At 41.7% G+C, this 22,574-nt stretch carries 19 protein-coding genes; 8 read left to right on the forward strand and 11 right to left on the reverse strand.

All coding sequences use genetic code 11. From position 1 onward, the window contains the following. Positions 1–26: 26 nt before the first annotated feature. Positions 27–2,486, reverse strand: a complete 2,460-nt coding sequence (locus tag DK187_RS15420; protein WP_111608230.1) for an ABC transporter permease — start codon at positions 2,484–2,486, stop codon at positions 27–29. Then, the gene (locus DK187_RS15425; RefSeq protein ID WP_111608231.1) at positions 2,483–3,166 is read right to left on the reverse strand and encodes an ABC transporter ATP-binding protein; all 684 of its coding nucleotides are present in this window, start codon (positions 3,164–3,166) and stop codon (positions 2,483–2,485) included. The genes DK187_RS15420 and DK187_RS15425 overlap by 4 nt, the downstream gene beginning before the upstream one ends. Before the next feature lie 25 nt (positions 3,167–3,191). Here DK187_RS15425 and DK187_RS15430 point away from each other — a divergent pair, with 25 nt between their 5' ends. The 3 genes from DK187_RS15430 to DK187_RS15440 are packed head-to-tail and all read left to right on the forward strand — an operon-like array spanning position 3,192 to position 5,552. After that, positions 3,192–3,818: an arylesterase gene (locus tag DK187_RS15430; protein ID WP_111608232.1), complete on the forward strand. Its 627-nt coding sequence runs from the start codon at positions 3,192–3,194 to the stop codon at positions 3,816–3,818. Between the two features lie 10 nt (positions 3,819–3,828). Further along, positions 3,829–4,773: a D-2-hydroxyacid dehydrogenase gene (locus DK187_RS15435; protein ID WP_111608233.1), complete on the forward strand. Its 945-nt coding sequence runs from the start codon at positions 3,829–3,831 to the stop codon at positions 4,771–4,773. Beyond that, a complete protein-coding gene (locus DK187_RS15440; protein ID WP_223232373.1) occupies positions 4,770–5,552 on the forward strand; it encodes a pseudouridine synthase in 783 nt (260 codons plus the stop codon). Before DK187_RS15435 ends, DK187_RS15440 begins: the two co-directional genes overlap by 4 nt. Here the strand turns inward: DK187_RS15440 and DK187_RS15445 are convergent. After that, positions 5,515–6,069 carry a GNAT family N-acetyltransferase gene (locus DK187_RS15445; protein ID WP_162623531.1) on the reverse strand — a complete coding sequence of 185 codons (555 nt, stop codon included), beginning with the start codon at positions 6,067–6,069 and terminating at the stop codon, positions 5,515–5,517. The genes DK187_RS15440 and DK187_RS15445 overlap by 38 nt on opposite strands. Positions 6,070–6,205: 136 nt before the next feature. Between DK187_RS15445 and yciH the strand changes: the two genes are divergently transcribed. The 5 genes from yciH to DK187_RS15470 all read left to right on the forward strand — a co-directional run bounded on the left by yciH (position 6,206) and on the right by DK187_RS15470 (position 11,742). Beyond that, a complete protein-coding gene (gene yciH, locus DK187_RS15450; protein ID WP_111608235.1) occupies positions 6,206–6,550 on the forward strand; it encodes a stress response translation initiation inhibitor YciH in 345 nt (114 codons plus the stop codon). Positions 6,551–6,697: 147 nt separating this feature from the next. Continuing rightward, positions 6,698–7,726 carry a GGDEF domain-containing protein gene (locus DK187_RS15455; protein WP_111608236.1) on the forward strand — a complete coding sequence of 343 codons (1,029 nt, stop codon included), beginning with the start codon at positions 6,698–6,700 and terminating at the stop codon, positions 7,724–7,726. A gap of 26 nt (positions 7,727–7,752) precedes the next feature. Next, positions 7,753–8,163, forward strand: coding sequence for an acyl-CoA thioesterase (locus DK187_RS15460; RefSeq protein WP_188322982.1), 411 nt, complete (start codon positions 7,753–7,755; stop codon positions 8,161–8,163). Positions 8,164–8,222: 59 nt separating this feature from the next. After that, entirely contained in the window at positions 8,223–10,121 is a 1,899-nt protein-coding gene (locus tag DK187_RS15465) for an alkaline phosphatase D family protein (protein WP_111608237.1), read from the forward strand. A gap of 370 nt (positions 10,122–10,491) precedes the next feature. Further along, positions 10,492–11,742 (forward strand): tyrosine-type recombinase/integrase, encoded by a 1,251-nt coding sequence (locus DK187_RS15470; protein WP_111608238.1) that lies wholly within the window; start codon positions 10,492–10,494, stop codon positions 11,740–11,742. Between the two features lie 284 nt (positions 11,743–12,026). On the opposite strand, the gene DK187_RS15475 is transcribed toward DK187_RS15470, so the two are convergent. The 8 genes from DK187_RS15475 to mads1 all read right to left on the reverse strand — a co-directional run bounded on the left by DK187_RS15475 (position 12,027) and on the right by mads1 (position 22,440). Further along, entirely contained in the window at positions 12,027–12,905 is an 879-nt protein-coding gene (locus DK187_RS15475) for a hypothetical protein (RefSeq protein WP_111608239.1), read from the reverse strand. Further along, entirely contained in the window at positions 12,905–14,503 is a 1,599-nt protein-coding gene (locus DK187_RS15480) for an AAA family ATPase (protein WP_111608240.1), read from the reverse strand. The genes DK187_RS15475 and DK187_RS15480 overlap by 1 nt, the downstream gene beginning before the upstream one ends. After that, complete coding sequence (locus tag DK187_RS15485) at positions 14,500–16,122, reverse strand: restriction endonuclease subunit S (protein WP_111608241.1); 1,623 nt, start codon at positions 16,120–16,122, stop codon at positions 14,500–14,502. Before DK187_RS15485 ends, DK187_RS15480 begins: the two co-directional genes overlap by 4 nt. Beyond that, positions 16,119–17,627, reverse strand: coding sequence for a class I SAM-dependent DNA methyltransferase (locus DK187_RS15490; protein WP_111608242.1), 1,509 nt, complete (start codon positions 17,625–17,627; stop codon positions 16,119–16,121). The genes DK187_RS15485 and DK187_RS15490 overlap by 4 nt, the downstream gene beginning before the upstream one ends. 24 nt (positions 17,628–17,651) lie before the next feature. Continuing rightward, positions 17,652–17,804 carry a hypothetical protein gene (locus DK187_RS21585; protein WP_373289505.1) on the reverse strand — a complete coding sequence of 51 codons (153 nt, stop codon included), beginning with the start codon at positions 17,802–17,804 and terminating at the stop codon, positions 17,652–17,654. A 95-nt stretch (positions 17,805–17,899) separates the two neighbouring features. Next, positions 17,900–21,313 (reverse strand): type I restriction-modification system endonuclease, encoded by a 3,414-nt coding sequence (hsdR, locus tag DK187_RS15495; RefSeq protein ID WP_111608243.1) that lies wholly within the window; start codon positions 21,311–21,313, stop codon positions 17,900–17,902. 9 nt (positions 21,314–21,322) lie between these two features. Then, a complete protein-coding gene (locus tag DK187_RS15500) occupies positions 21,323–22,267 on the reverse strand; it encodes a restriction endonuclease (protein ID WP_111608244.1) in 945 nt (314 codons plus the stop codon). After that, complete coding sequence (gene mads1 / locus DK187_RS15505; protein WP_111608245.1) at positions 22,264–22,440, reverse strand: methylation-associated defense system helix-turn-helix domain-containing protein MAD1; 177 nt, start codon at positions 22,438–22,440, stop codon at positions 22,264–22,266. Before mads1 ends, DK187_RS15500 begins: the two co-directional genes overlap by 4 nt. Positions 22,441–22,574 lie beyond the last annotated feature (134 nt).

Raw genomic sequence — 22,574 nt, forward strand, 5'->3', positions numbered from 1 at the left:
CGTTGCCATGTCACAAAGCCTTGTCATTACAACCCACGCAATAACAGCATGGGAGGCACTTTTAGCACAGTCCGACTGGCAAATATACCAATGGTTGAAATGACACACACACCAATAACAGGGCCCAATACCCACAGTAATGGATGAACACTGGCTTGTGAGTTAAACACAAAGACTTGCAAACCAAACAAACACGCCTCAGCACCAAGCGCGGCAATAATACCCGCAAAGAAGCCAAGCGCACCAAATTCTACTAAAAGAGCCTGTCTGACCAAGGCACTTTTTGCTCCTAACACTCGTAACAAGGCCCCTTCTTCCAACCTTTCTTCTAGCGTCGACCGTACACTTGCGAGCAGCACCAGAGCACCTGCACTCAAGATGCAAAACAACACAAGTTGAATGGCTTTTGACAACTGGCCAATAATGCTCTGAATCTGCTTAAGAATGTCACCAACGTTCAAAATAGACACAGTTGGGAACTGTGACATAGCTTTGTAGAATGGTTGTGCTGCCGTTTCATCGATAAACAAACTGCTAACAAAATTGGCAGGATAATCTTCCAACGCACTCTTCGGCAGCATCAGATAAAAGTTAGGTTGCATCGAGCCCCAATCTACTGTGCGTATCGATGTAATCGGCAAGGTAATAATATTGCCCCCTATGTTAATAGTAAGCTCATCACCTAATGAAAGCTTGGCTTCTTGGGCCGCTTTTTGCTCCACTGACAGCCCATTGGCCGAAAAATCTCCTGCCACCAGTTCATTGCCTTTTCCTATACTGTCCGACCAAGTAAGGTTTAGCTCTCGTTCGTACAGCTCAGGCTCTCCTCTTTCTTCTGGATAAAGCGCTTCAACTGACTCGCCATTGGCTTCGATAACTCGACCACGGACCATAGGATACCAATCTGATCGCGGTACGTTTAACGCGTCGGTCGCGTCATTGATGGACTCAATTTGTTCAGCTTGAACATTGAAAAGATAATGGTTTGGTGCGTCTTCTGGCAGCTGTTGTTGCCAGTCTGCAATCAAATTAGATTTTACACCGATCAAAATCAAGGTGAGCATGATGATAAGCGTGAACACCAGCAGCTGAAATAAATTCGGGACCAATCGGCGGTACAAAGACGCTAACCCAATTTGCCAGCCACTTGTTGCCCCCGATGTTAGCGAGCGGCCTAATTTAAACGCCATCCAACCAATACCGGCAACAAACAGCGCAATCGCTGAGATCGCGGCCGTCATAATACTCGGCAATAGAAAACCATTGGTGTATACGCACATTAATCCGTACATACCCATAAAACCGATTACGTAAATAAATACCGTATTTAGCTCAACTTTGGCATTTGGCTGCAATACCGATAAGGGCGAAATCTTTATTAAATGGGACATGAGTGGTAAACAAAACACCAGCATCGAGATGGCGCCAGTCGCTACCCCTAACCACAAACGAGAAACAGAAGGTTCTGGTAAGGCGGTAGACATTAAACCGGAAAGAATCGAAGCGATGAGTTCTTGAATTGCCCAGCCAATGCCCAAGCCAATCAGCGCACCGGCTAGAAAAAGCGTAAAGAGCTGCTGAAAAAATACCTTACCTAATAACTTAGGAGTAGCACCAAGGGTTTTTAAAATGGCAACTTGCATCAAATGGCGTTTAACAAAGCGAGCCGAGGCAAGCGCCATAGCCACACCAGACATGATAACGGCCAGGGTTCCTGCTAACAGTAAAAATGACTCGGCTCGGCCAATGGTGTCCCCAATACGTTCACCGCGCTGTGTAGGGGTCTGCCAACGTTGACCTTCGTTTAATTGCGGTGTGATCCAGTCTTCATACTCGCTAAGCGCAGCACGCTCACCAGCCAATAACAGAGAATAGCGCACACGACTACCAGGAATAATCACGTTTGTAGCGGCAAGATCCGCCATGTTCATGACCGCACGCGGTGAGATCGCAAAGGCCGATGTGCTAGAGCCTGGATCTCGCACTAAATATTTTGTGACGGTAAAAGTGGCATCACCAACGTCAACTTGATTGCCTATTTGAACATTTAACAAACTGGCAAGACGTGAAGAAACCCAAATCTCGCCCGGTTGTGGCGCCTCAGTCGACGACTGCCCTGTCCCAAACAACGTGTCATCAACAAGGTAAGCGCCTTTTAGTGGGTAGCCTTCTGTCACAGCACTCAATTGGGAAAGCTGAAGCGAGTTATCAGCAAACATCATGGTCGTAAAAGAGATTCGCTCCGCGTAGCGTAGCGATAACGCCTCTGCTTTTACTTTCCACTCATCTGGTAGCTCGTCATCTGAGCGCACCAAGCGGTCCGCTGCTAATAAATTGGCCGATTCTTGTTCAAAAGATAATTGCAGACGATCGATAAACAACCCAATCGAAGTGACTGTGCTCACCGAAATAACCAACGCCAGTAAAAGCGTGAGAAGATCACCACTGCGAAGGTCTCTTAACATTAGACGAAAAGTAAAACTCATAGGGATTTTTCCGTTAGCTGACCTGCAGACATGACCAATTGACGATCGCACATTTTGGCAAGTTCGTTATCATGAGTCACCATAACCAAGGTAGTACCTTGTGATTGGTTGAGTTCAAACAACAGCTTGATAATAAGCTTGCCGTTTTCTTCATCCAAATTCCCTGTTGGTTCGTCAGCGAAGAGTATTTTGGGATTGGAAGCAAAAGCGCGAGCAATAGCCACACGCTGTTGCTCGCCGCCAGAAAGTTGATTAGGGTAATGAGTCAATCGGTGTGACAACCCCACTTTCTCCAGTAACACCTCAGCTTTCTTGCGAGCCTCTTTGTCGCCTTTGAGTTCCGCTGGAAGCATCACATTTTCAATGGCTTGCAAACTTGGTAATAGGTGAAAAGATTGAAAGACGAAACCGACGTATTCACCACGAATTAGCGCCCTGCGCTCTTCTGATTGACCGGAAAAGGCTTGATCGTAAAGAAACACCTCACCTGATGTATTCACATCAAGCCCTGCCAGTAAACCCAGCAAGGTGGACTTGCCTGATCCAGATGATCCCACAATGGCGACAGACTCGCTTTCCTTAATTTCCATATTAATTCCTTTCAATATGGTTAAATCCCCTGTATTTGACGTCACGGTGTGAGTTAAATTAGATACTTTGATCGCCGTATTGCTAGCCATAATTATTCACTCTAAAAGGGTTCATATGTTTTTTAAAAGACAAATCAGACAACTGTTTATCATCACAGCTCTACTGTTTATGCATTCATTTGCGTCGGCTTCTACTTTGCTCATTATGGGTGACAGCCTCAGCGCAGCGTATAACTTACGACAACAAGATGGCTGGGTTAGTTTACTTGAAAATCAACTTTCTCAATCTCACCCTGAAATAAAGGTCGTCAATGCCAGTGTCAGTGGAGAGACAACTCAAGGTGGTTTGTCTCGGTTTGATGCGCTTTTAGCAAACCATAAACCGAACTGGGTTGTCTTAGAGCTTGGTGCTAATGATGCTTTACGTGGCTATCCACTGAATCAGACCACATTAAATTTGGAAAAAATGGTTGAGCAAGCTCATAACGCTGGCGCCCTAGTTTTATTGGTCGGTAATCAAATCCCACAAAATTATGGTAAGCGCTACACCGAAATGTTTTTCAATCTATACAAAGACATCGCGACTAAATATGAACTTGCCTACGTCCCTTTTATGCTCAAAGATGTCGCGCTAAACAAACATTTAATGCAAAGCGATGGTCTACATCCTAATAAAGAAGGCCAACCCATTGTACTGCAAAACATTCTGCCATATTTACAACCACTCTTAGACAAAAAATAAGGAAAAGTAAATGAAAGCGGTATTCTTAGACAGAGGATCTTTTCCAAGTCATGTGTCCATTGCCTTACCAGCCTCCGTTAAGACGCTGGTTGAATATGAAAATACTGCTGCAGAAAAAGTAGCAGAGCGCATTAAAGACGCTGACATTGTATTAACCAACAAAGTGGTATTAAAGGGTGCTGCACTTCACCAAGCTTCCAACTTACGCTTGGTGCAGGTCATGGCGACTGGCATGAATAATGTTGATTTAGAGGCGTGCGCGCAATGCAATATCGCCGTGCAAAACGTGGCGGATTACTCCACAATCAGCGTGCCTGAACATACTTTCGCCATGCTGTTGGCGCTAAGAAGAAACTTAGTCGCGTATCTGGACGATGTCAAAGCGGGTAAATGGGCTGATTCCGAGTATTTTTGTTTTCTCGATTATCCTATTAAAGATTTGTCAGGTTCAACCATGGCCATTATTGGTGCTGGAACTTTAGGCAAGAAAGTCGCAACCATCGCTTCGGCTTTTGGTATGAGGATCCTGTTTGCGGAACGCAAAGGCGCGACTATTATTCGAGACGGGTATGTTGAATTTGAAAGCGCTTTAAAAAGTGCGGACGTTATTAGTGTGAATTGCCCACTTACTGCAGAAAGTAAAAACCTTATTGGAAGTAGTGAATTCGCTTTAATGAAACCAGAGTGCTTGTTGCTCAATATCAGTCGTGGTGGCATTGTTGACGAGTACGCGTTAAAACATGCCTTAGAACACGGCCAGATTTCAGGGGCGGCGTTCGACGTTGCCACACAAGAGCCCATGCCAATAGACCATCCCCTTCAGGCCCTTACGAAATACCCCAACTTTTTACTCACCCCTCATATCGCTTGGGCCAGCAATGAAGCCATGCAAACCTTAGTCAACATGGCAATGGATAAAATAGCCTCTTTTGTCGACAAATTGGAGAGTAAATGAGCATGTTAGAGGCGACTGTTAACCGTCTGTCAACGAGCCCAAACATCGAGCCTGAGCCTCTAAGCATTTTATTTCAAGACGACCATATCGTTGTTGTTAACAAGCCTTCGGGCTTACTGGTACACCGCACTAATTTAGCAAAGGATGAGGAGGATGCTGTTGTTCAACGGTTGAGAGATCAAACTGGACAATGGGTGTTCCCTGTTCATCGTTTGGATCGGGGGACATCTGGGGTATTGGTGATGGCATTTACGCCCGAGGTGGCGCGACGACTTTCCGCGCAGTTTTCGGCTTCAGAGACTCAGAAAACCTATCATTGCTTGGTAAGGGGCTTTTGCGACGAGGTGGGGGTTATTCATTACCCTCTGGCAAAACTTAACGAACAAAAGGGGCGCTCGCGTTTTAAAATAGAAGGCACGGAAAAAGAAGCGGAAACACACTTTAAATGTCTGGCGCAATATCAACTTCCCATTCCTGTGAGCCGCTACGACGCCATGCGTTTAAGCTGGGTTGAGGTCACACCGAAGCAAGGGCGAAAGCATCAAATACGCCGACATTTTAAACACCAACTGCACCCACTGGTTGGCGACTCGTGTTACGGGTGCCGTCATATTAATAAAGTGACAAAAGACATTTGGCCAGAAGATTTTAGACTCATGCTGCACGCGTCAAGTCTTCGTTTTTCTCACCCTATAACTGGCCAAACCATGACGATAAAGGCTGAATTGAGCGATGAAATCCTCAATGTTCTGAATAAACTGTTGCCTTATCAAGTATAGGTGAACCATGCATAAGCTCTTCAGCATACCAACGAAAAACCAGACTATCGTGAATCTTTGGCGCCAAGTTTATGGCGTCTACTTGAATTTCAAGGAATTCGAAGCCGCAAGCAAGAAGTACTTTTATTGATGCTTTGTTATGGTCCGCTACCCGTGCATACACTTCTCTTATGCCATGGCTCGCCCAAATAAGCAGTAAATGCTTCAGGGCATATGTTGCGATACCTCGATTGGTAAAGTGTTTGGCAATACGATAGGAAATTTCAACACTGTGTTTTTTACTGTCTAAGAATTGCATACTAAAACGCCCAATAAGCACATCATTAGGTAGGCACACCAGATATTGAACCCCATTGAGTTTGCTGCTGAGCAATGGCTTAAAGTAACCCTCAGTCTGTCGGCATAACATCTGATAAGGTAAAAAACGCGCGAACCAAGCTCGATTTCGAAATTCGAAAAGCAGAATACTTCTAAGATCAGCTTCCGTCCCTTGACGAATCGTCAATATTTTTTTCATACCGCATAAACACCTTATCATTGGCGCTATTTTAAGCTTAGCGTAATTATTAATAAAAAGCGGAATAATACATTTTATATCTGGATTGAAATGATAAAATATTCCCATTCAATGAAAGAGAAAGGCTTTGAAGTTAATGAAAAACAGCAACTTAGTTTACTCAACCGATCAGGGGCGCTTGTGTCCTAGCTGCGAACGCCCTGTTTCTGATTGCCAGTGTAAGAACGAAAGTATAGTCGGTAACGGCAAAGTTCTGATTGCATTAGAAACCAAAGGTCGCAAAGGCAAAGGGGTGACTATCGTCACCGGTCTTCCTTTGACCGAAGATGCATTAAAGGCATTAGGGAAAAAATTAAAAACACAATGTGGTACAGGTGGAGCGGTAAAAGAGGGACATATCGAAATTCAAGGAGACAATCGTCAAAAAGTGAAAGAGCTTCTTGAAAAAGAAGGATTTTCAAGTAAATTTACGGGAGGTTAATGGATCTAGAAAAGCATCGGAGTTACTATGTTTTCTAGTACTTACAGCGTAAAGTAACCCTGAGTAGGTTATCAAATCGAAGCCGTGATGTGACCGAGCTTTCAATATAAATTACCACCAATGAAATGGGACGTCTTTGGATGATAAATGGCAGCAGAGGTTCCGATGTTCCAACACAATATAAAACAAGCGAATCAGCTAATGCGATCAGCTATTCCGCTTATGGTAAAATTGGATATTCCCCCAACTCCTTATAATTACGGGATTTGGTATGAATATGCGTCCAATAGAAATCCAAAACTCAATCAAGTCGTTGATCGCGCTCTACGCCGATTTGGCAGCTTGCCTGCGTTTGTTTCAAGAGAGCTTTTTCATGAATTTTTATTGCCCGAAGAATTTCAGCAGGCAGATCATCAGGGAGCGGCATTAAAAAATCTAACAACGAATTTAGAAACTTACACCACACAGGTCTCAAGCGAGCTGCAAAAATTGAGCAACACGCTCAAACGCTCAAAAGAAGTACTGACCAATCTGGACGATCCTAAGCAACTGGAGCGCCTTGCTCTCATACTTGAACAAGGCGCCTTTAAAGCGAATCAAGCCATCGAGCACTTTAGCCAATCCTTACAGGCAGCTCAAGAAGAGCTTGCTTCACTAAGATCTGAGCTATCCAACGTCAAGAAAAATGGTGAACTCGATGCCATGACATTGCTGGCAAATGAAAAAGGCTTTGAACGCGCCTTATTTTCTTTGCTTCCCCATGCTGAAGATGATTTAACCCTACTACTGATTGATATTGATGATCTTAGTGGCATTAACCAAGAATATGGTAATAAAGTCGGCACATCTTTAATTCGATACATTGCCAAACTTTTGCTCTCACATTTGCCAGAACAGAGCTTTCTTGCACGCTTGAATGGCGGACGCTTTGCCGTATTGCTTGACGAAACAGAGCTAAGCATTGCCGCTCAGTTAGCTGAATCGTTACGCCAGGAAGTGGCCGCGCAAAAAATACGTTATAAAAACACCAAGATGTTGCTTCGCCCAGTGACCATATCGATTGGTGTGGCAACGTTGTTTGGCGATGAAAGTCCAACTGAATTGGTAGAGCGAGCCCAACACTATTTATTGTATGCAAAACACTCTGGTAAAAATCGAATTGCTCACCACGAATAAAAAATGACGATATTTAAGGCATTTGAATGACAGATAAATTGAAAAAAATAGGCCTTTCTCAGTTTGAAGTACGAGACTATGAGTGTGACATGCAAGGCATTGTAAACAATGCCGTTTATCAAAATTATTTAGAGCATGCCAGACATCTGTTTATTAAAGAAAAAGGCTTGGATTTTGCTGATATTACAAAGCAAGGCATCCATCTGGTATTGATAAAAGCGGAACTTGAGTATAAGCGTTCGTTGAAAAGTGGCGACGCGTTTTACATAGAAACGCGTGTTGAAAGAGAAACAAAATTAAAGCTCGCCTTTCATCAACAGGTTTTTAGAAGCCAAGATGATCAGCTGATGTTAAACGCAAAAATGACAGTGACTTCCACCACGCAAGCAGGTCGCCCAATAGTGTTTGAACAAGCAGACCTTTTGCTTACCCATTAACACACTGTCATTTTTAAGCACCATCCAGTTGGTGCACAATCAATAATACAAGGAAACGCATGCAGGTATTAGCTGGCCCAATACTTCGAAGAATGACAACAGAGCGACTGACATTTTGGTTAATAACCAGCGCTCCCGTTAGCGCCTCTCTTGGATTGCTGCAAAATCAGGAGACAATCCTAGCATTAAAAGACGCCGAAATAGCGGACTGTCATAGTCAGCTAAAAGCAGGTGACAATCTATACGTCCACTTACTGGATATTAAGCTCGACCATGCTCTGCCTACGAACACGATCATTCATTACGATCTTCGCCTTAACGGACTGGATTGGACTCACTGGTCAAAGGATTTGGTTTATCCTGGTCACGCATTACCTTTTTTTGTGTTACAGCCAAAGATAAGCAACTTGCTACATGGTTCTTGTCGTAAACCACATCATCCCAGCAAAGATGGTTTATTGAGAGTCGATGAACTACTCGAAAACACACCGCCGCTTGAATGGCCAAGTTTGCTGATGATGAGTGGAGATCAAATCTATTCCGATGATGTTGCCGCTCCTATGTTATGGGCAATCCATCAGCTTGTCCCTAGTTTTAACATGCCTAATGAAGCACTGCCTTGCGTGGAAATAGACAATTCTCAAGCGTTACATCAAGATCATTCCTACTATTACGCAAGGGAAACGCTTTTACCGGCAAATGAAACCAATCGCGGCATGCTGGCACAGGTGTTTGGTGGTGTGCGTAAGCCAGTATTTACGACAGACACTGCTCACAATCATCTTATTTCCCTAGGGGAAGTATTCGCCATGTACGTTCTTGTTTGGTCTCCCGCAGGCTGGGAGTCATTACTTGAGAATAATGGCTGGGGAATGCCCTCTGGTTTGACCGAGGCGCAGAAAACAGATTATTTACAACGGCAAGCCATACTGCAAAGCTTTGTTGAAGGCTTGCCCAAAGTACGTCGTGCCCTCGCCCATCTTCCTGTGGCCATGATCTTTGACGACCATGACATAACCGATGATTGGAATCTAACCGCGGCTTGGGAGCAAACAGCTTACAATCATCCGTTTTCCGCCCGCATTATCGGCAACGCGTTGCTTGGATATTTAATTTGCCAAGGATGGGGAAATTGTCCAGAACGCTTCTCTCCTCAACTCATCCATGAGGTCCAGCATGTTCTAGAAACACCTGGAGGAGACGAACACGATGATTTTTTACGAACATTGTTTGGCTTTTCACAATGGAATTACACATGGCAAACCACGCCACCTTTGGTCGTTCTTGATACGCGTACTCAGCGTTGGCGCTCAGAGAGATCACTAGAAAGCCCCTCAGGCTTAATGGATTGGGAGGCACTAACAGATCTTCAGCAACAGCTTAAAGGTTTAGACGCCGTTATTATGGTCTCGCCCGCCCCCATTTTTGGTGTGAAACTGATTGAAACCATCCAGCGTATATTCACTTGGTTTGGCCATCCCTTGATGGTTGATGCCGAAAATTGGATGGCACACCGAGGTTCTGCGCATACCCTAATGAATATGTTTAGACATAAGAAAACCCCAAAGCACTTTGTGATTTTATCTGGCGATGTACATTACTCTTTTGTGTATGACATTCAATTACGTGGCAGCAACAGAGGGCCAGATCTATGGCAGATTACCAGTAGCGGCATCAAAAACGAATTTCCCAAACGATTATTGGACATCTTTGACCGCACAAACCGCTGGCTATACTCCCCTAAATCCCCACTAAACTGGTTTACTAGACGCCGCCGCATGAAAGTTATCCCACACAAACCTGAAACAGCAGACCACGGTGAACGCTTGCTCAACGCCTCCGGAGTGAGTTTAGTCAGATTTCATTCCGATGGATCACCTCAGGCGGTTATACAACTGTGCTCGGATGGAAGAGACATTAAATTTGTTCTCTCAGAAGAAGACGCAACCTGGGAATAAGATAGAGAAAGGCACTTTGTATTGTTATGGGAAATCTCTATAAATCTTTTACTGATTTCTACAATACGCCCACGTAAAGTAACTAGATAATCATAGTGAATTAAAAAAAACCGCCTAGGATATAACCCTAAGCGGTTTTTTATGATGTACTTTATGCAGTATAAAATCAAAAATCACTCTGTAACCCTTGATTTTACTGGGATAATGGCGGTGAGCAAGTCCGCCATAATAGTTTCCAATTAAGTGCAATATAATATATTTAATCATTATATATCAGTAACTTATAAATATTTCTTTTCCAATCACGTCCAGCCAGATACACTAAAATCCAACGTTTATTGATGTACTAGTTGATGTACAAGGAAATTCGATGCCAAAAATAGTAAAAGAGCTTACAGCCCTAGCTGTCTCTAAGATAAACAAAGATGGTCGTCATGCCGTTGGGGGTGTTAGCGGCCTCTCCTTAAAAGTGGCAGGTAATTCTAGAAGCTGGGTTTTAAATATGCTCATGGGGACCAGAATTGACAAAGCAGGAAAAGAGGTCCCTAACCGGCTTTTCCTCGGTTTAGGTAGTTACCCTGAAGTGCCCCTTGCTGAAGCAAGAGATAAAGCCAGAGAGCTTCGTAGTGAGATCAAAGCTGGCATCAACCCTCTTGAAGCCAAACAAGAGCGCAAAGAAGAAGCTATTCGGCAGCAAGCCAGAAATAAAACATTCAGTGAGTGTGCTCAGTCAGTATTAAGCATCAAAGAGAAAGAGCTAAAGAACATCAAGCACATTGCTCAATGGCGTTCCAGTCTAGAGCAATACGCCTACCCTGTTATTGGTCATTTGCCAGTAAACCAGATAAACAAAACACACATTCTTGAAGTGCTTCAACCTATATGGCTTGAAAAGAACGAAACAGCCAGTCGCCTTCGTGGTCGCATTGAAACGATCTTGGACTATGCCAAAGCGAAAGAACTTTTTGACGGCGATAACCCAGCGGGTTGGAAAGGCATGCTTAAACCGCTACTTCCCGAACCAAGTAAAATACAAAATCGCAAGCACCATGCCGCCCTCCCTTATGCTGACATTGCTAATTTTATGAAAGAGCTTTCCAAGCGCCCTGGCCTTGCAGCCAGAGCGCTTGAATTTTCAATTTTAACAGTTGCTCGCTCTGGTGAAGTACGTGGCGCTACATGGGATGAAATTGATTTTGAAAACAAGATATGGATAGTTCCAGCAGAACGCATGAAAGCCCGCAAGGAGCACCGCGTCCCTCTTTCAACGGGTGCCATTAAGATACTTCAAGAGCTCCCTAGAGTTGCTGGTGGCAATTTAGTCTTTCCAGGCCAACAAGGTAAGCAGATGTCAGATATGACGCTCACAGCCGTTCTAAAGCGTATGGATCGTAAAGACTTAACTCAACATGGTTTTCGTTCTACTTTCAGGGATTGGGCTGGTGAAACCACCAGCTTCCCCAGAGAAGTCATTGAGCATGCACTAGCCCATAAGCTTAAGGACCAGGCTGAGGCTGCATACCAGCGTGGTGACTTATTACAAAAAAGAAAGTTATTGATGGAAGAGTGGTACAGAGAATCAATTCCGATTTTTCAGAACTCATTATCGTCAAAAAATTAGTTGATAAGTGTTAAAAGTTAGAAGTAGAACTTATAGCTACCTTTAACTGTAGAGATACTATTTCAGTAAATACACTTTCTTAAGAAATTAATAGTTTTAAAAAAAAGCTAACGTTAGTTGGTCCGCCTAATAGCAAAGTTGCCATATAACTTGTACAAAAAAATTTATGCTAAAATACCAAAATCTCAGTGAGGCTAAAATTGAGAGGTATTATTTAATACGATTATCACACTTTTATGTCATCGCGACAAAAAAATCTAATCACCCTGTACTCCGAAAAGATTTTAATCACTAAGATCTAACCTATTTAGAATGTTAGCCAACCAAGGTTCTGCTCTATATGGCCTAACAAAAGCAATAGCGGTAGCAGAAAACTCAGACTTTCGATTACATGCATCGATCAGCTTCTTTTCAATATCAGGCCGAAATTGTTGAAATGGATTTACCTGGTTAGCAGGAAAACTCCAACATGTTTTTAGAAATTCCATTGCACTTTGTACGTCTTTAATAACCTTACTTCTAGCCCCTTTAATGGTTTTATGATTGAGATTATAACGCTTACAGCTTTCTCGAACTTTTGAATATGCGGTCGGGTTAGATGTATTATCAAATCGAGACTGAACTGTACCCGGAATTTTGTCATATGACAGGAGAGAAACATCATTAAGAGAGCATGGGTCTAAAAGTTTAATTTTTTCATTAGCATGCGCCGTTATTGAGCTTGATACCCAGACTCTGGTATTTTCATCAGTCAATGGGAAGTAATCATGTTTACCACCTTTATCTCTTGGCCTATTAGAAAATACGCAAGAATATCTATAGTTCAAAGGCTCAAAAGCTAACCACCAATAACCAGGGTGAGTATCTGACACACCATTTATGACTCTTTTAGGTTTTGTCCCATCAGATTTTTTAACAGCTCCTTTAGGCCTAAAGTGATCAACATCGAAATCAGTCATGACTCTAGGAGTTTCAGAGTACCAACACTTATCTCCATATTCTCTGATGAATCCAGGCTTAAAATCTGACCATTTATTTCCTATTTTTTTTATTTTTTCCGATTTGTCATTGGCATTAACAACCTGTTGCTTCCATTGAGTTACATTTTGATCCCAGTTATTAGGTTTGCAATTGTTGATCTTATTTAAATCTATATGCCTCATTAATCGATTAGCCCTTGGTCTTTTAAAATCGCTTCTAACAGTTTTATGCGGTTTTCGACAGTTTTCGTATCAGGTATGTTATTGGTGTGTAGTGCTCTTTTTCTAGCAATTAGGAACTGTCTATAATCTTCATCTGGGTGTGTATAGCCGTAACCTAACCGCTCTAACGAACCATTTAGCTTTCTTAATTCTTTGGTTTCGTGCTCAGTTAAAGATTCTTTTTCGAGTAATGCTCTACGTTTCTCAATAACACCGCTTGTGTATTTATCTAGCGTTGTTGCCATGCCAAACATGTCACTGGTAAGTATGCCATTAACGCCCATTCCTATCGGGCTTTCTGCGGGTATTTCAGCTATCGACTGGCCATCTTTGTTATTGCGTATAACTTGTATTTGATGTTTGTCTAATTCTGCAATCGCTAGCGGGTGATGGGTTACCATTAGTATATGGCAGAATTTTTGATTAGGTATAAAGCGTTTGAGAAAAGTATGGTATTTAGCTGCCCATGCGGGGTTTAAATGAGTGTCTGGTTCATCCAATAAAAACAACGAATCATCTTCAACAGTAAATTCTAGAAGACCTAATACAGTGAGCAATTGCTGCTCACCTTCACTTAATTCACTAAAGCTAACAATTTCATCGTTATGTAATTTAACTTTAATATTTACGCTATCAATAAGCTCAGAAAGCAATGTGCTTTCTAGCATTTTAAAAAAGTCTTTCGGTTTTAACCCCTTAGCTACTTTCTTTAAACCATAGATATCGGGCAAGAATAAATATACAAATTCATTATCAACGCCTTTGCCTGTTAACGATGTTGCTTCTTCTCGTGTCGACTTTACTGGTCCATAACTATAAGGAAGTAACCTGTCTAAAAACTCACGAACTACACCACGAGCCCCCCAAAAAATATCTTTCTTATTATTTTTACCCCATTCAGGCCTGCGAAATACAAAGTGAACAGAATGAAAATCTTTTATGCCCAATTGCTCTGCTAAGAACTCACGGCCTACACCATGTTGTTGATTTAAAAAGAAAGCAAGCAGTACAAATTGGCTATGAAATGGCTTCGCGTAAAATAAAGGACGAACCTCATCTTCTATTTTTACTTTATTTTTTAGTAGCTGATTATAGAACTTAGTTCTATGCAGTTTAAACAAGTCTTCTAACCTATCACTTGGCCCAGAGTAATAAGCGAATAGGTGTTGAGGTAAGTAGTCAGAAGCCCCATTTTTATCACGTTTAACTTTTGACAAAGCAACGGTCTCAAACTTTGAGAAGCTATTATCTTCCTGTTTAATAGCCACTTTAATTTTGTGCTGTTGGTGAGGAGTTGTGCCATAATCTGGTGAGGCATCAATTTCAATGCGCTTTTCATTATTTGCGCCTAAGGAATATATTAATTTATAACTAAAGGGTGCGAATTCTTCTCCAAGATCTAAAGCCCTGAAAATACGAACTAAGGCTTCAATAACATTCGATTTCCCAGAGCCGTTTCTGCCGATAAGAACGGTTAATAATTCTTTATCGTCAAAATCTATTTCTAAGTTGTGAATATTTTTAAAGCCACCCCTGATTTTTAAAAAATCTACCTTCACTTTTTAGTCGCCTTAAAAGTACAGTTTTCACCTTCACCAGCTTGAATAACCATTTCTTGTTCAATAAGTTTTTTCAATTCACTAAACAGATCATCAATTGCGTTGAAGGTATTTTCAGATTGAGCATCAAATAATGCTTGTGCAGACATGCCTTTGCTATTCTTTTTTAATAGCTGAAATACCTCACTAGCTTGCTCATTACTGCTTTTATTTACTGTTTTCGAAACTACTTCAGTCTGCTGATCTGGCTCTTTATCGATAGCCTTAGGTTGATTATGCTGAGGCTCAGAGTTCTGTGTTTTGACTGTAACAGCTACTCTATCTTCTTCAGAAATTGGAGAGAAGAGTTTGCCACTAAATGCTATTGCTAATATTGAGTGAGTCATTTTATCAACACGAAGTTTTGCAGCTTTGTATTGCTTTTCTACAAGATCTGCACTTGAAAGCAGCTCTGTTACAACACGAATAATTTCTATTTGCTCTTCAATGGAGGGAAGTTCGAACTCATAAGCCTGTAATTTTTTAGCATTGATATTTGACTGGCTAACACCATCTGTTTTTACTGCCCAGCAATAATCTCTTGCATGAGAGCTATTTAATTGGATATTTAAATATTCTGCATCTAACTTATCAGTGCCTTGAACCTTTATTAGATAGCCTGCAAAAATAGCTTCTCTTTCACCACGATAAATAGAGGTTTTCCCAACTAGTTCAGGGCTGTTAGTTCTGTTAAATAATACATCTCCAGGCTGAAGTTTATATTTTTCAATTTCTGCCTCATCAGATGTAAACACTAACTTTTCCCAGTCTAGTTTTCCGCCTTGTAAGTTTCCCATTCTTAAGACAGGAATTTTACCCTCTGATTGTGATTTGGTAGAAGAACCATAATTAAAACCTTTGCCAACATCTTTAAGCTTAACATGTTCCCAATCTTCCAACCCATTACTCTCTCGCCAGTTTTTGGTGAGTTCGCCTGAGGTGGCGGCGGCGAGAACAGATTGGCGGAAGCGTTTTAAAATGGTTGGGATTTTGTCGAGGCGTACTTGTGCTGTTTCGACTTTGGTTAATACCGAATCCAATTTATCAGCAATGCGTTTTTGTTCTGATTGAGGTGCAATAGGCACTTCAATAGTTTCATATTCTTTAAACTTTAAATTTCGTAAGTTATTACTTCCACCTTGATAATTCACTACTTCGCCAGAAGCATAAAAACTTCTTAAGTAGTAGTTGAGGTATCTTGAATCTATCGAGTCACTTGGTCTAGCTAATCGTATAAAGTTGGTACAAACTTTTGGGTAATTAGAGTTATGTTTTAAGGCGTCCTCATCTATTAATACTGTTCTTCCTACAGGTTGCTCTGGTCCGCCGCCTGATATTTCTACCAAAATATCGCCAAGCTTAAGCGCTCTCTTTTGAGCACTAGCTTTTTTTACTTTACGCTCTACGCTGGTTATACCTTTCTCTTTAGACCAGTTCTTAAACTCCGTGCCACGGATACAAAAAACAGTTTCAAAATCATCATCCTGATAATCAGCGTCTTTGCCCCAATCGCCACCTAAAACAAAAGAGAGTAGATTTTTTAGTTGAATAGAACTCCAGTTTTTAGGTAACTGACTCATACTAAAACCTCGTCAGTATCTACCGCTGCATCTAGCTCTACTAAAATCGACTGTAGATCAGTAATAGCACCTGCTAGCTCTTCAATCGCTTCATTAATTAGGATATCCGGCTCTGGCAGATTGGCAGCATCCTCAATACTGTCATCACGTATCCATGCTAAATCGAGAGAATCTTCTTTACCCGTAATCTCTTCACGGGTAAAAACTCTTAATCGACAAGTATCGACGTTACCGATTTCGCTGCCGTTTTGATGGTTATCAATAAAAGCTTGGCGTTGTGCTTCGTTGACTTGAGTTAAATCGCTACCAACCGCTTTGTAGAATTCATCAAAGTGAGTCTTGGTTAAAACGGTGCGTTTACCAAATTGTGGCATGTTGGCTCTGAGGTCATATACCCAGACCTTTTTAGTGTTGCCCTTATCCTTGTTCACGTCTGTTGGCTTATCAAAAAACAGCACATTGGTTTTCACGCCAGCGGCATAAAAGATACCCGTCGGCAAACGTAAAATAGTATGCAGGTTACACTTTTCCATTAGGTCATTACGGATTTTACGACCCGTTGAACCTTCAAATAATACATTGTCCGGCAAGACGACTGCTGCACGACCGCCGGGTTTTAACATGCTGTGATACATGGCATGCAAAAAGGCTAACTGTTTATTAGAGGTGTAATGCACTAAGTCATCACGGCTTGGAATACCGCCACCTTGTTTGGTGCCAAAGGGTGGATTTGCAAGTATCAAGCTTGCTTTCGGTAAGGCTTTACCTTCATTTGAAAGTGTATCGCCGTAAAGGACACCTGCGTTATCATCATCTACAGCTAAGTCGTGTAGCATGAGATTCATCATGGCTAAGCGGCGTGTATCTGGCACTAATTCCATCCCAAAGAAGGTGGCATGCTGATATTTTTTGTAAGCCACTTCATCAAGGTTTTTTATGTCATGGTGTTTTTTAAGCTCATGATGCGCGGCAATTAAGAAACCACCTGTGCCGGCTGTTGGGTCAACAATCACGTCTTCCAAGTTTGGTTTCATAAGTTCAACCATCACTTCAATTAAGACGCGCGGTGTAAAGTATTGCCCTGCACCTGATTTTTTCTCGCTTGCGTTGATTTCTAGCAAGCCTTCGTACATGTCGCCTAACCCTTCGTTTTTAGCGGAATACCAATCTAAGTTATCAATTTCAGACACTAATTTATTTAACGTGGCAGGTTTACGAATACAGGTTGAAGCATCGGCAAAAATGGCTTTCGTAATAAGTGAGCCATTTGAGCCTAAGTGAATAAGCAGTTTTTTATATTCTTCTAAACGGGTTACTGCGTTAAATTTTTCGATGTCTGACCAGCGATAACCTTCAGGAATAAGCTCTTCTTGCCCTGTTTCCTCCACCATTTTTAAAAATACAAGGTAGGTCAATTCGTTTAGGTATTCGTGGTAAGTAACACCATCGTCACGCAACAGGTTACATAGATTCCAGAGTTTGTTGATCAGGTCTTGAGTGCTCATGTTTGTCCTTGGGTTGTTTACCCGTTAATTAGTAAACAAATTAAATAATTCGGTGTTTAGGTAGTAGTTGTCTCTACCCAGTTTGTGTTTCGTTAATACTCCAATCTCAACCAGTTGATTTAAGTATTTACTGGCTGTATTTCGGTGAATATTTAGTTCATTCACTAAAAATTCCACCCTCGTTTAAGGAGATACAATGAGTATTTGTCACCGCTTTCCTGTTTTTCTGTGCACACTAAAAAACATGCGCATAGTTTAAATTTCAATGTGTATTAGCTTGCCCAAAGTGCTTTATTAAAGTCACTCAAAATATCGGCAATGGGTTCTTCAAACAATTTATTAGCCCGTTTGGTACCACCAATTTGTTTAAAGATACCTTCGTTAAGGTTGCTTTCATCAACAATCACATTTGCCTTTATTTGCCCTGCGATCGTTTCGAGCCACTCTCGTTGTGGTGTTTTCCATGGCTGGCGACTTAGAATACTCGCTAAGGCATTATCAACTCGTTGCTCATAGGGAACCAATGCGCCACCTAATGCCGCTTGACGAATAAAACCGATAATACGCGCGGCAATATCCTCATTTTTCACCTCTTTCCAAGCGACTTTTAGATCTTGCTCACGAAATTCATTTTTCTCTAGCTCTAATGCTAATTGCTTTAGTCCATCTCGGGTTAATTCCCACGGACGTTGTATGACGGTTTGAATCGCAACCATACGGTTACTGTTAGCGTTAACAAACTGGTTAAAGGCTGAGAGATAATCTTCTGGTTTTTGTCCACTGCCGTAGCCTGTTGAAGTTCCGGTAACTTTGTCTTTATGTGCGGAGATAACAATGTGATTGTTACCACCTGCTCCTGACACCCTCAAATCAAGTAGTTCGCCTAACCCTGGGTTATTCACAAACCAATCCGCGACTTGTTGAAGCCCCATGTTTTTGATTTCTTGCGCAAACTCTTTAGGTGGTTTACCGACTATGCTTTCAAACTCTGCATGTTGTTCAGGTGAAAGATAGTTCTTTTTGCTTTGTAATTTGGCAAGAAATTGATCTTTTGCTAACTGCTGTAACTTAGGATCAAGGTCTTGTTTTATTTCATCTTCAAGTTCGGTAAAAGTGATATCAACTTTGGTCACAACAGGTTTTATGGTGTTTACTTTTTCAAGCTGTTTATAGATATCTACCGCATCAAAAATACGAAATCTCTCTTTGGATATTTCGTCACAACGACGTGTCGCACGGCCCAACATTTGCTCAAATAAAATTCGGCTGTTTACACGTCGTAAGAAGACCAAGTTGCAAATTTTTGGCACATCCACACCTGTGGTAAGTAGATCTACTGTCACTGCGATATTAGGTAGCCTATCATTTTTATATCGACGTATTTTTTCCAGCGGTTTATCTGATGCCCCCGTTATCTTTTGAATAACATCATCATCGACTTCGCCTAAGTAGCTTTCACAGGCCTCTTTTAACGCTTCAACCACTTCATCTGCGTGTTTATCAGTAACACAGAATATTAAAGTTTTTTCTTGAGAGTAAGGATTTAATGAATCACTCTCTATCAACCAACGGCAGATCTCTTTAGTAAACTCAGGTGCAATGACTTTGCGATTAAATTGAGCAACCTCAAAATTAAGCTCATCTGGTGTATTAATAAGATCTAACTGCTGAGTGTACGGATTGTAAACTTGGACCTCTTCGTTTACTTTGTAATTAATACCATCCGTATTAAGTTTGGTATGAATACGAATTGGCGGTAAATGATCGACTAAGTGGCCATCGATTACGGCTTCTGTATAAGTGTAAGTGAATACGGGGGCGCCAAAAATTTCTTTGGTGTGTGGAGCAGGTGTTGCGGTTAGGCCCACTTTGAATGCGTCAAAATACTCGATGACGGTTCTGTATTTTGACATGTAATCTTTCTGATCTCGGAACGTTACTTCCGTGTCACTTAGTTCACGGTCTAGCAGATAACCTCGGTGACACTCATCTACAACGATACAGTCATATTGACCAACACCGGGTTTCGAAGCGTTATCTGAAGGATACATAATACGCTTTACTAATCCTTGAACTGTTGCGATATGAACTTTTGTATCTTCTTCCGGAAATGGCTTGGCTGATTTATCTGGTTCAATACCTAAGACTTCAAATGTATCCGCAAATGAATTAGTGATACTTTCCATTTTTACTTCGCCAAAATCGACTGTGGCCTGTTCTCCCAGCGCACTTCTATCCACTAAGAAGAGAATACGACGAAATCGTTCAGCTTTAAGTAGTCGATAAACAAGCGCGATACAGGTTTTAGTTTTACCCGTCCCTGTTGCCATAGCAACCATCGCACTTTCTTTACCGTCTTTAATGGCTTGTTCAACATTTAAAATTGCAGTTTTTTGATAATCACGAAGCTTTAGTTCATAGTCAAAACCCATATCATCCAATTCAGCATTGGCTTGTTGCGGTGTTTGACGTAAATACGTTTTAATTTCTTGCGGCGAATACCAACCTTTCAACGCTTTACGGCGATTGCTATTGTCGCGAACATCTAAAAACCAGATACCACTTTCTTGCTCTAATTGCTTTAAATAAGCACGACCATTGGTGGCAAAGGTAAGCGGAGCATTAAATTCTCCATATTGAATCGCCTCCACGTCTTCAGGAAGATTTTCGAGACCTTTTGCATAGCGTTTAGCTTGATCTATTGCTCCATATACGTTTTTTGCATTCTTCTTCGCTTCAATCACACCAACAAGTGTCAATCCTATAAATAGAGCATAGTCAGCAGGTCCAGATTGAGTCGGCCACTCTGCAATTGCCTTATTTTTATTTGGCTCAGGACGAGCGCCTTTGGCATAACGTAGGTTTTCAGTATCCGCCTCCCAGCCTGCATCATTTAATTGTTGATCAATCACAACTCGAGTTTCAGCTTCATCCATTTCAAACATTGATTTTTCAATACGTTTGAGTTCCGCCGCTTGCTCTTGTTTTGGTTTTGCTTGGAACGATTTAGCATGTTCTTGGTTGGCCGCTTCTGCTACAGCTTTATATCTTTCGGCTTCTTTTTCACTGTCTAAGGCAAGTTGCTCCCAAACGGCTTTATCTTCAGCCATTATTTCAGCACGCTTGCGTTCTGCTAATACTTTTTCTGATTCAATTTTGTTCAGTTTTTCAGCGGTTTTGATTCGTTCGGAGCTTCGCTGTGATTCACTTTTTAATTGCTCAACTTGCTCTTCAAGTTGACGAACATATTCAGACGGGTCTTGTGGCTTAATAAACTTTGTTATTTTAAAGCCTTTGGCAGCATCTCCACCAAAGGTAGTATGAAACCACATAGCTAAGGCATGACTAACCATCATCGCTTTTAACGCATCTCTATGGCTAGTGCTATCAAATTGGTGGGTTGCTGTATTACCTAGCTTTCGGATGGTGTGAAATGCATCTCGAACGTTATCATCTAAACGTAAGTTATAATCTAGATCTTTTAGCAAATCGACTTGCTTTACGCCACTACCAGATTCAACACCAATGCGTGCGGCAATTGATTGCGCTATAGCCTCACCTAGTTGCCGCACCTTTATAAGCGAAGTATTAGGGTCAGAAGAAAAGTTTAGTTCAGCGCTTTCAGCTAATTTAAATAACCAATCTTGGTGTTTTTTTAAAAAATCGAAATTACTTACTTGTCTCATAATCTTTCCTTAGAATCCTTCAAAAAACTCTTCATCAATTTTTTTGAGCTTTAATACCTGTTCATCGCGGCTACCAATGTTGTAGCGCAACATGAGCCTGGCTAAGTCGTTGCCATTTACTAATACGATTCTGGTACTGAGCTTTTGAGCAGTGTCTATCCCAGAGCTGGTAAAGTCTGACGTGGTGATAAATAAACCTTTTTGGGCGTTGTGTAGGTTTAACGCACCAAAGAAGTCTCGAATGTCTCCAGAACTGATATTATTACCTTGTTTGTAGCGTTTCGCTTGGATGTAAATTTGATCGACACCGAGCGGGTCTTGATTGATGACCCCATCTACACCGTTGTCACCAGACTTCCCTAGGGCGTGGGCTGTGCCCTCTTCTGTGCCGCCGTAACCCATAGCAATGAGCAAGTCTATTAACAACTGTTCAAAGAAGGCCGGAGAGACGTTACGAGTCCGTTCCAAGATATCTTGAGCTAGTGCGTCGTTAATTGTCTTATACGCGTTACGAAGGGCCTCATCAGGTGTGATGCCACTGCCTTCTTGTTGTTGGTCTAGTTTTATTGACGCTTGTTGCGTGTTTTCTACTGTTACTTTTGTGTTGCTTAAACTCGTAAAGGCAACAAATTCATCAAACTGTTTAAGATATTGATTGTTAATTTCTAGGTTCGGTGTGTTTAAGGCAGTAATACCTCGATTAGTAATGACAAAGTTCGCACGACGTGGGCTATCGATAAGGCCCGCTTTAGCAAGGTAGGTTCGTGCCCAACCAACACGGTTATCTAAAATTGGTTGCTTGCCACTTGGCAGCGGCTCGACTCGTTCTTCATCTGTTAATTCAAAGTGATCCGCAATGCTGATGATGATATCGCGAAGCTTCACTTCCTCTGAGCCAGACTTCTGAAGAGTAAGCAAAAAAGGCTTCATGCAATCTTGATAATTGGGAATCATCGGCTTTCCTTTTGTTTCTCTATCCATACATCTAAGTCATGACGTTTAAAACGCCACGAGCCACCCACTTTAAAGCCTGGCAGCTTGCCTTCACTTGCTAGTCTGTATGCGGTTTTCTCTGCCAACTTCAAATAAGCGGCTACCTCTTTCAAGGTAAGGATTTGATCGTCCATACAGAATGCCACCTTCTTTGGATTAGGTTACTTAGATTTGAAACTGAGAGAATACGAGAAAATTGGGGAATGGACAATAAATCAAATTAAATTAATGGGATAGCACAATAAAGGTAGCATTTGAAATCGCGGTG

Origin of the sequence: Marinomonas arctica (assembly GCF_003259225.1) — a bacterium.
In the GTDB taxonomy this organism is placed as follows: domain Bacteria; phylum Pseudomonadota; class Gammaproteobacteria; order Pseudomonadales; family Marinomonadaceae; genus Marinomonas; species Marinomonas arctica.

Bases quoted from the DNA above. Each gene is read 5' to 3' on its own strand.
- DK187_RS15420 (WP_111608230.1), bottom strand. From the start codon at position 2,486: ATGAGTTTTACTTTTCGTCTAATGTTAAGAGACCTTCGCAGTGGTGAT.
- DK187_RS15425 (WP_111608231.1), bottom strand. From the start codon at position 3,166: ATGGCTAGCAATACGGCGATCAAAGTATCTAATTTAACTCACACCGTG.
- DK187_RS15430 (WP_111608232.1), top strand. From the start codon at position 3,192: ATGTTTTTTAAAAGACAAATCAGACAACTGTTTATCATCACAGCTCTA.
- DK187_RS15435 (WP_111608233.1), top strand. From the start codon at position 3,829: ATGAAAGCGGTATTCTTAGACAGAGGATCTTTTCCAAGTCATGTGTCC.
- DK187_RS15440 (WP_223232373.1), top strand. From the start codon at position 4,770: ATGAGCATGTTAGAGGCGACTGTTAACCGTCTGTCAACGAGCCCAAAC.
- DK187_RS15445 (WP_162623531.1), bottom strand. From the start codon at position 6,069: ATGAAAAAAATATTGACGATTCGTCAAGGGACGGAAGCTGATCTTAGA.
- yciH (WP_111608235.1), top strand. From the start codon at position 6,206: ATGAAAAACAGCAACTTAGTTTACTCAACCGATCAGGGGCGCTTGTGT.
- DK187_RS15455 (WP_111608236.1), top strand. From the start codon at position 6,698: ATGGCAGCAGAGGTTCCGATGTTCCAACACAATATAAAACAAGCGAAT.
- DK187_RS15460 (WP_188322982.1), top strand. From the start codon at position 7,753: ATGACAGATAAATTGAAAAAAATAGGCCTTTCTCAGTTTGAAGTACGA.
- DK187_RS15465 (WP_111608237.1), top strand. From the start codon at position 8,223: ATGCAGGTATTAGCTGGCCCAATACTTCGAAGAATGACAACAGAGCGA.
- DK187_RS15470 (WP_111608238.1), top strand. From the start codon at position 10,492: ATGCCAAAAATAGTAAAAGAGCTTACAGCCCTAGCTGTCTCTAAGATA.
- DK187_RS15475 (WP_111608239.1), bottom strand. From the start codon at position 12,905: ATGAGGCATATAGATTTAAATAAGATCAACAATTGCAAACCTAATAAC.
- DK187_RS15485 (WP_111608241.1), bottom strand. From the start codon at position 16,122: ATGAGTCAGTTACCTAAAAACTGGAGTTCTATTCAACTAAAAAATCTA.
- DK187_RS15490 (WP_111608242.1), bottom strand. From the start codon at position 17,627: ATGAGCACTCAAGACCTGATCAACAAACTCTGGAATCTATGTAACCTG.
- hsdR (WP_111608243.1), bottom strand. From the start codon at position 21,313: ATGAGACAAGTAAGTAATTTCGATTTTTTAAAAAAACACCAAGATTGG.
- DK187_RS15500 (WP_111608244.1), bottom strand. From the start codon at position 22,267: ATGATTCCCAATTATCAAGATTGCATGAAGCCTTTTTTGCTTACTCTT.
- mads1 (WP_111608245.1), bottom strand. From the start codon at position 22,440: ATGGACGATCAAATCCTTACCTTGAAAGAGGTAGCCGCTTATTTGAAG.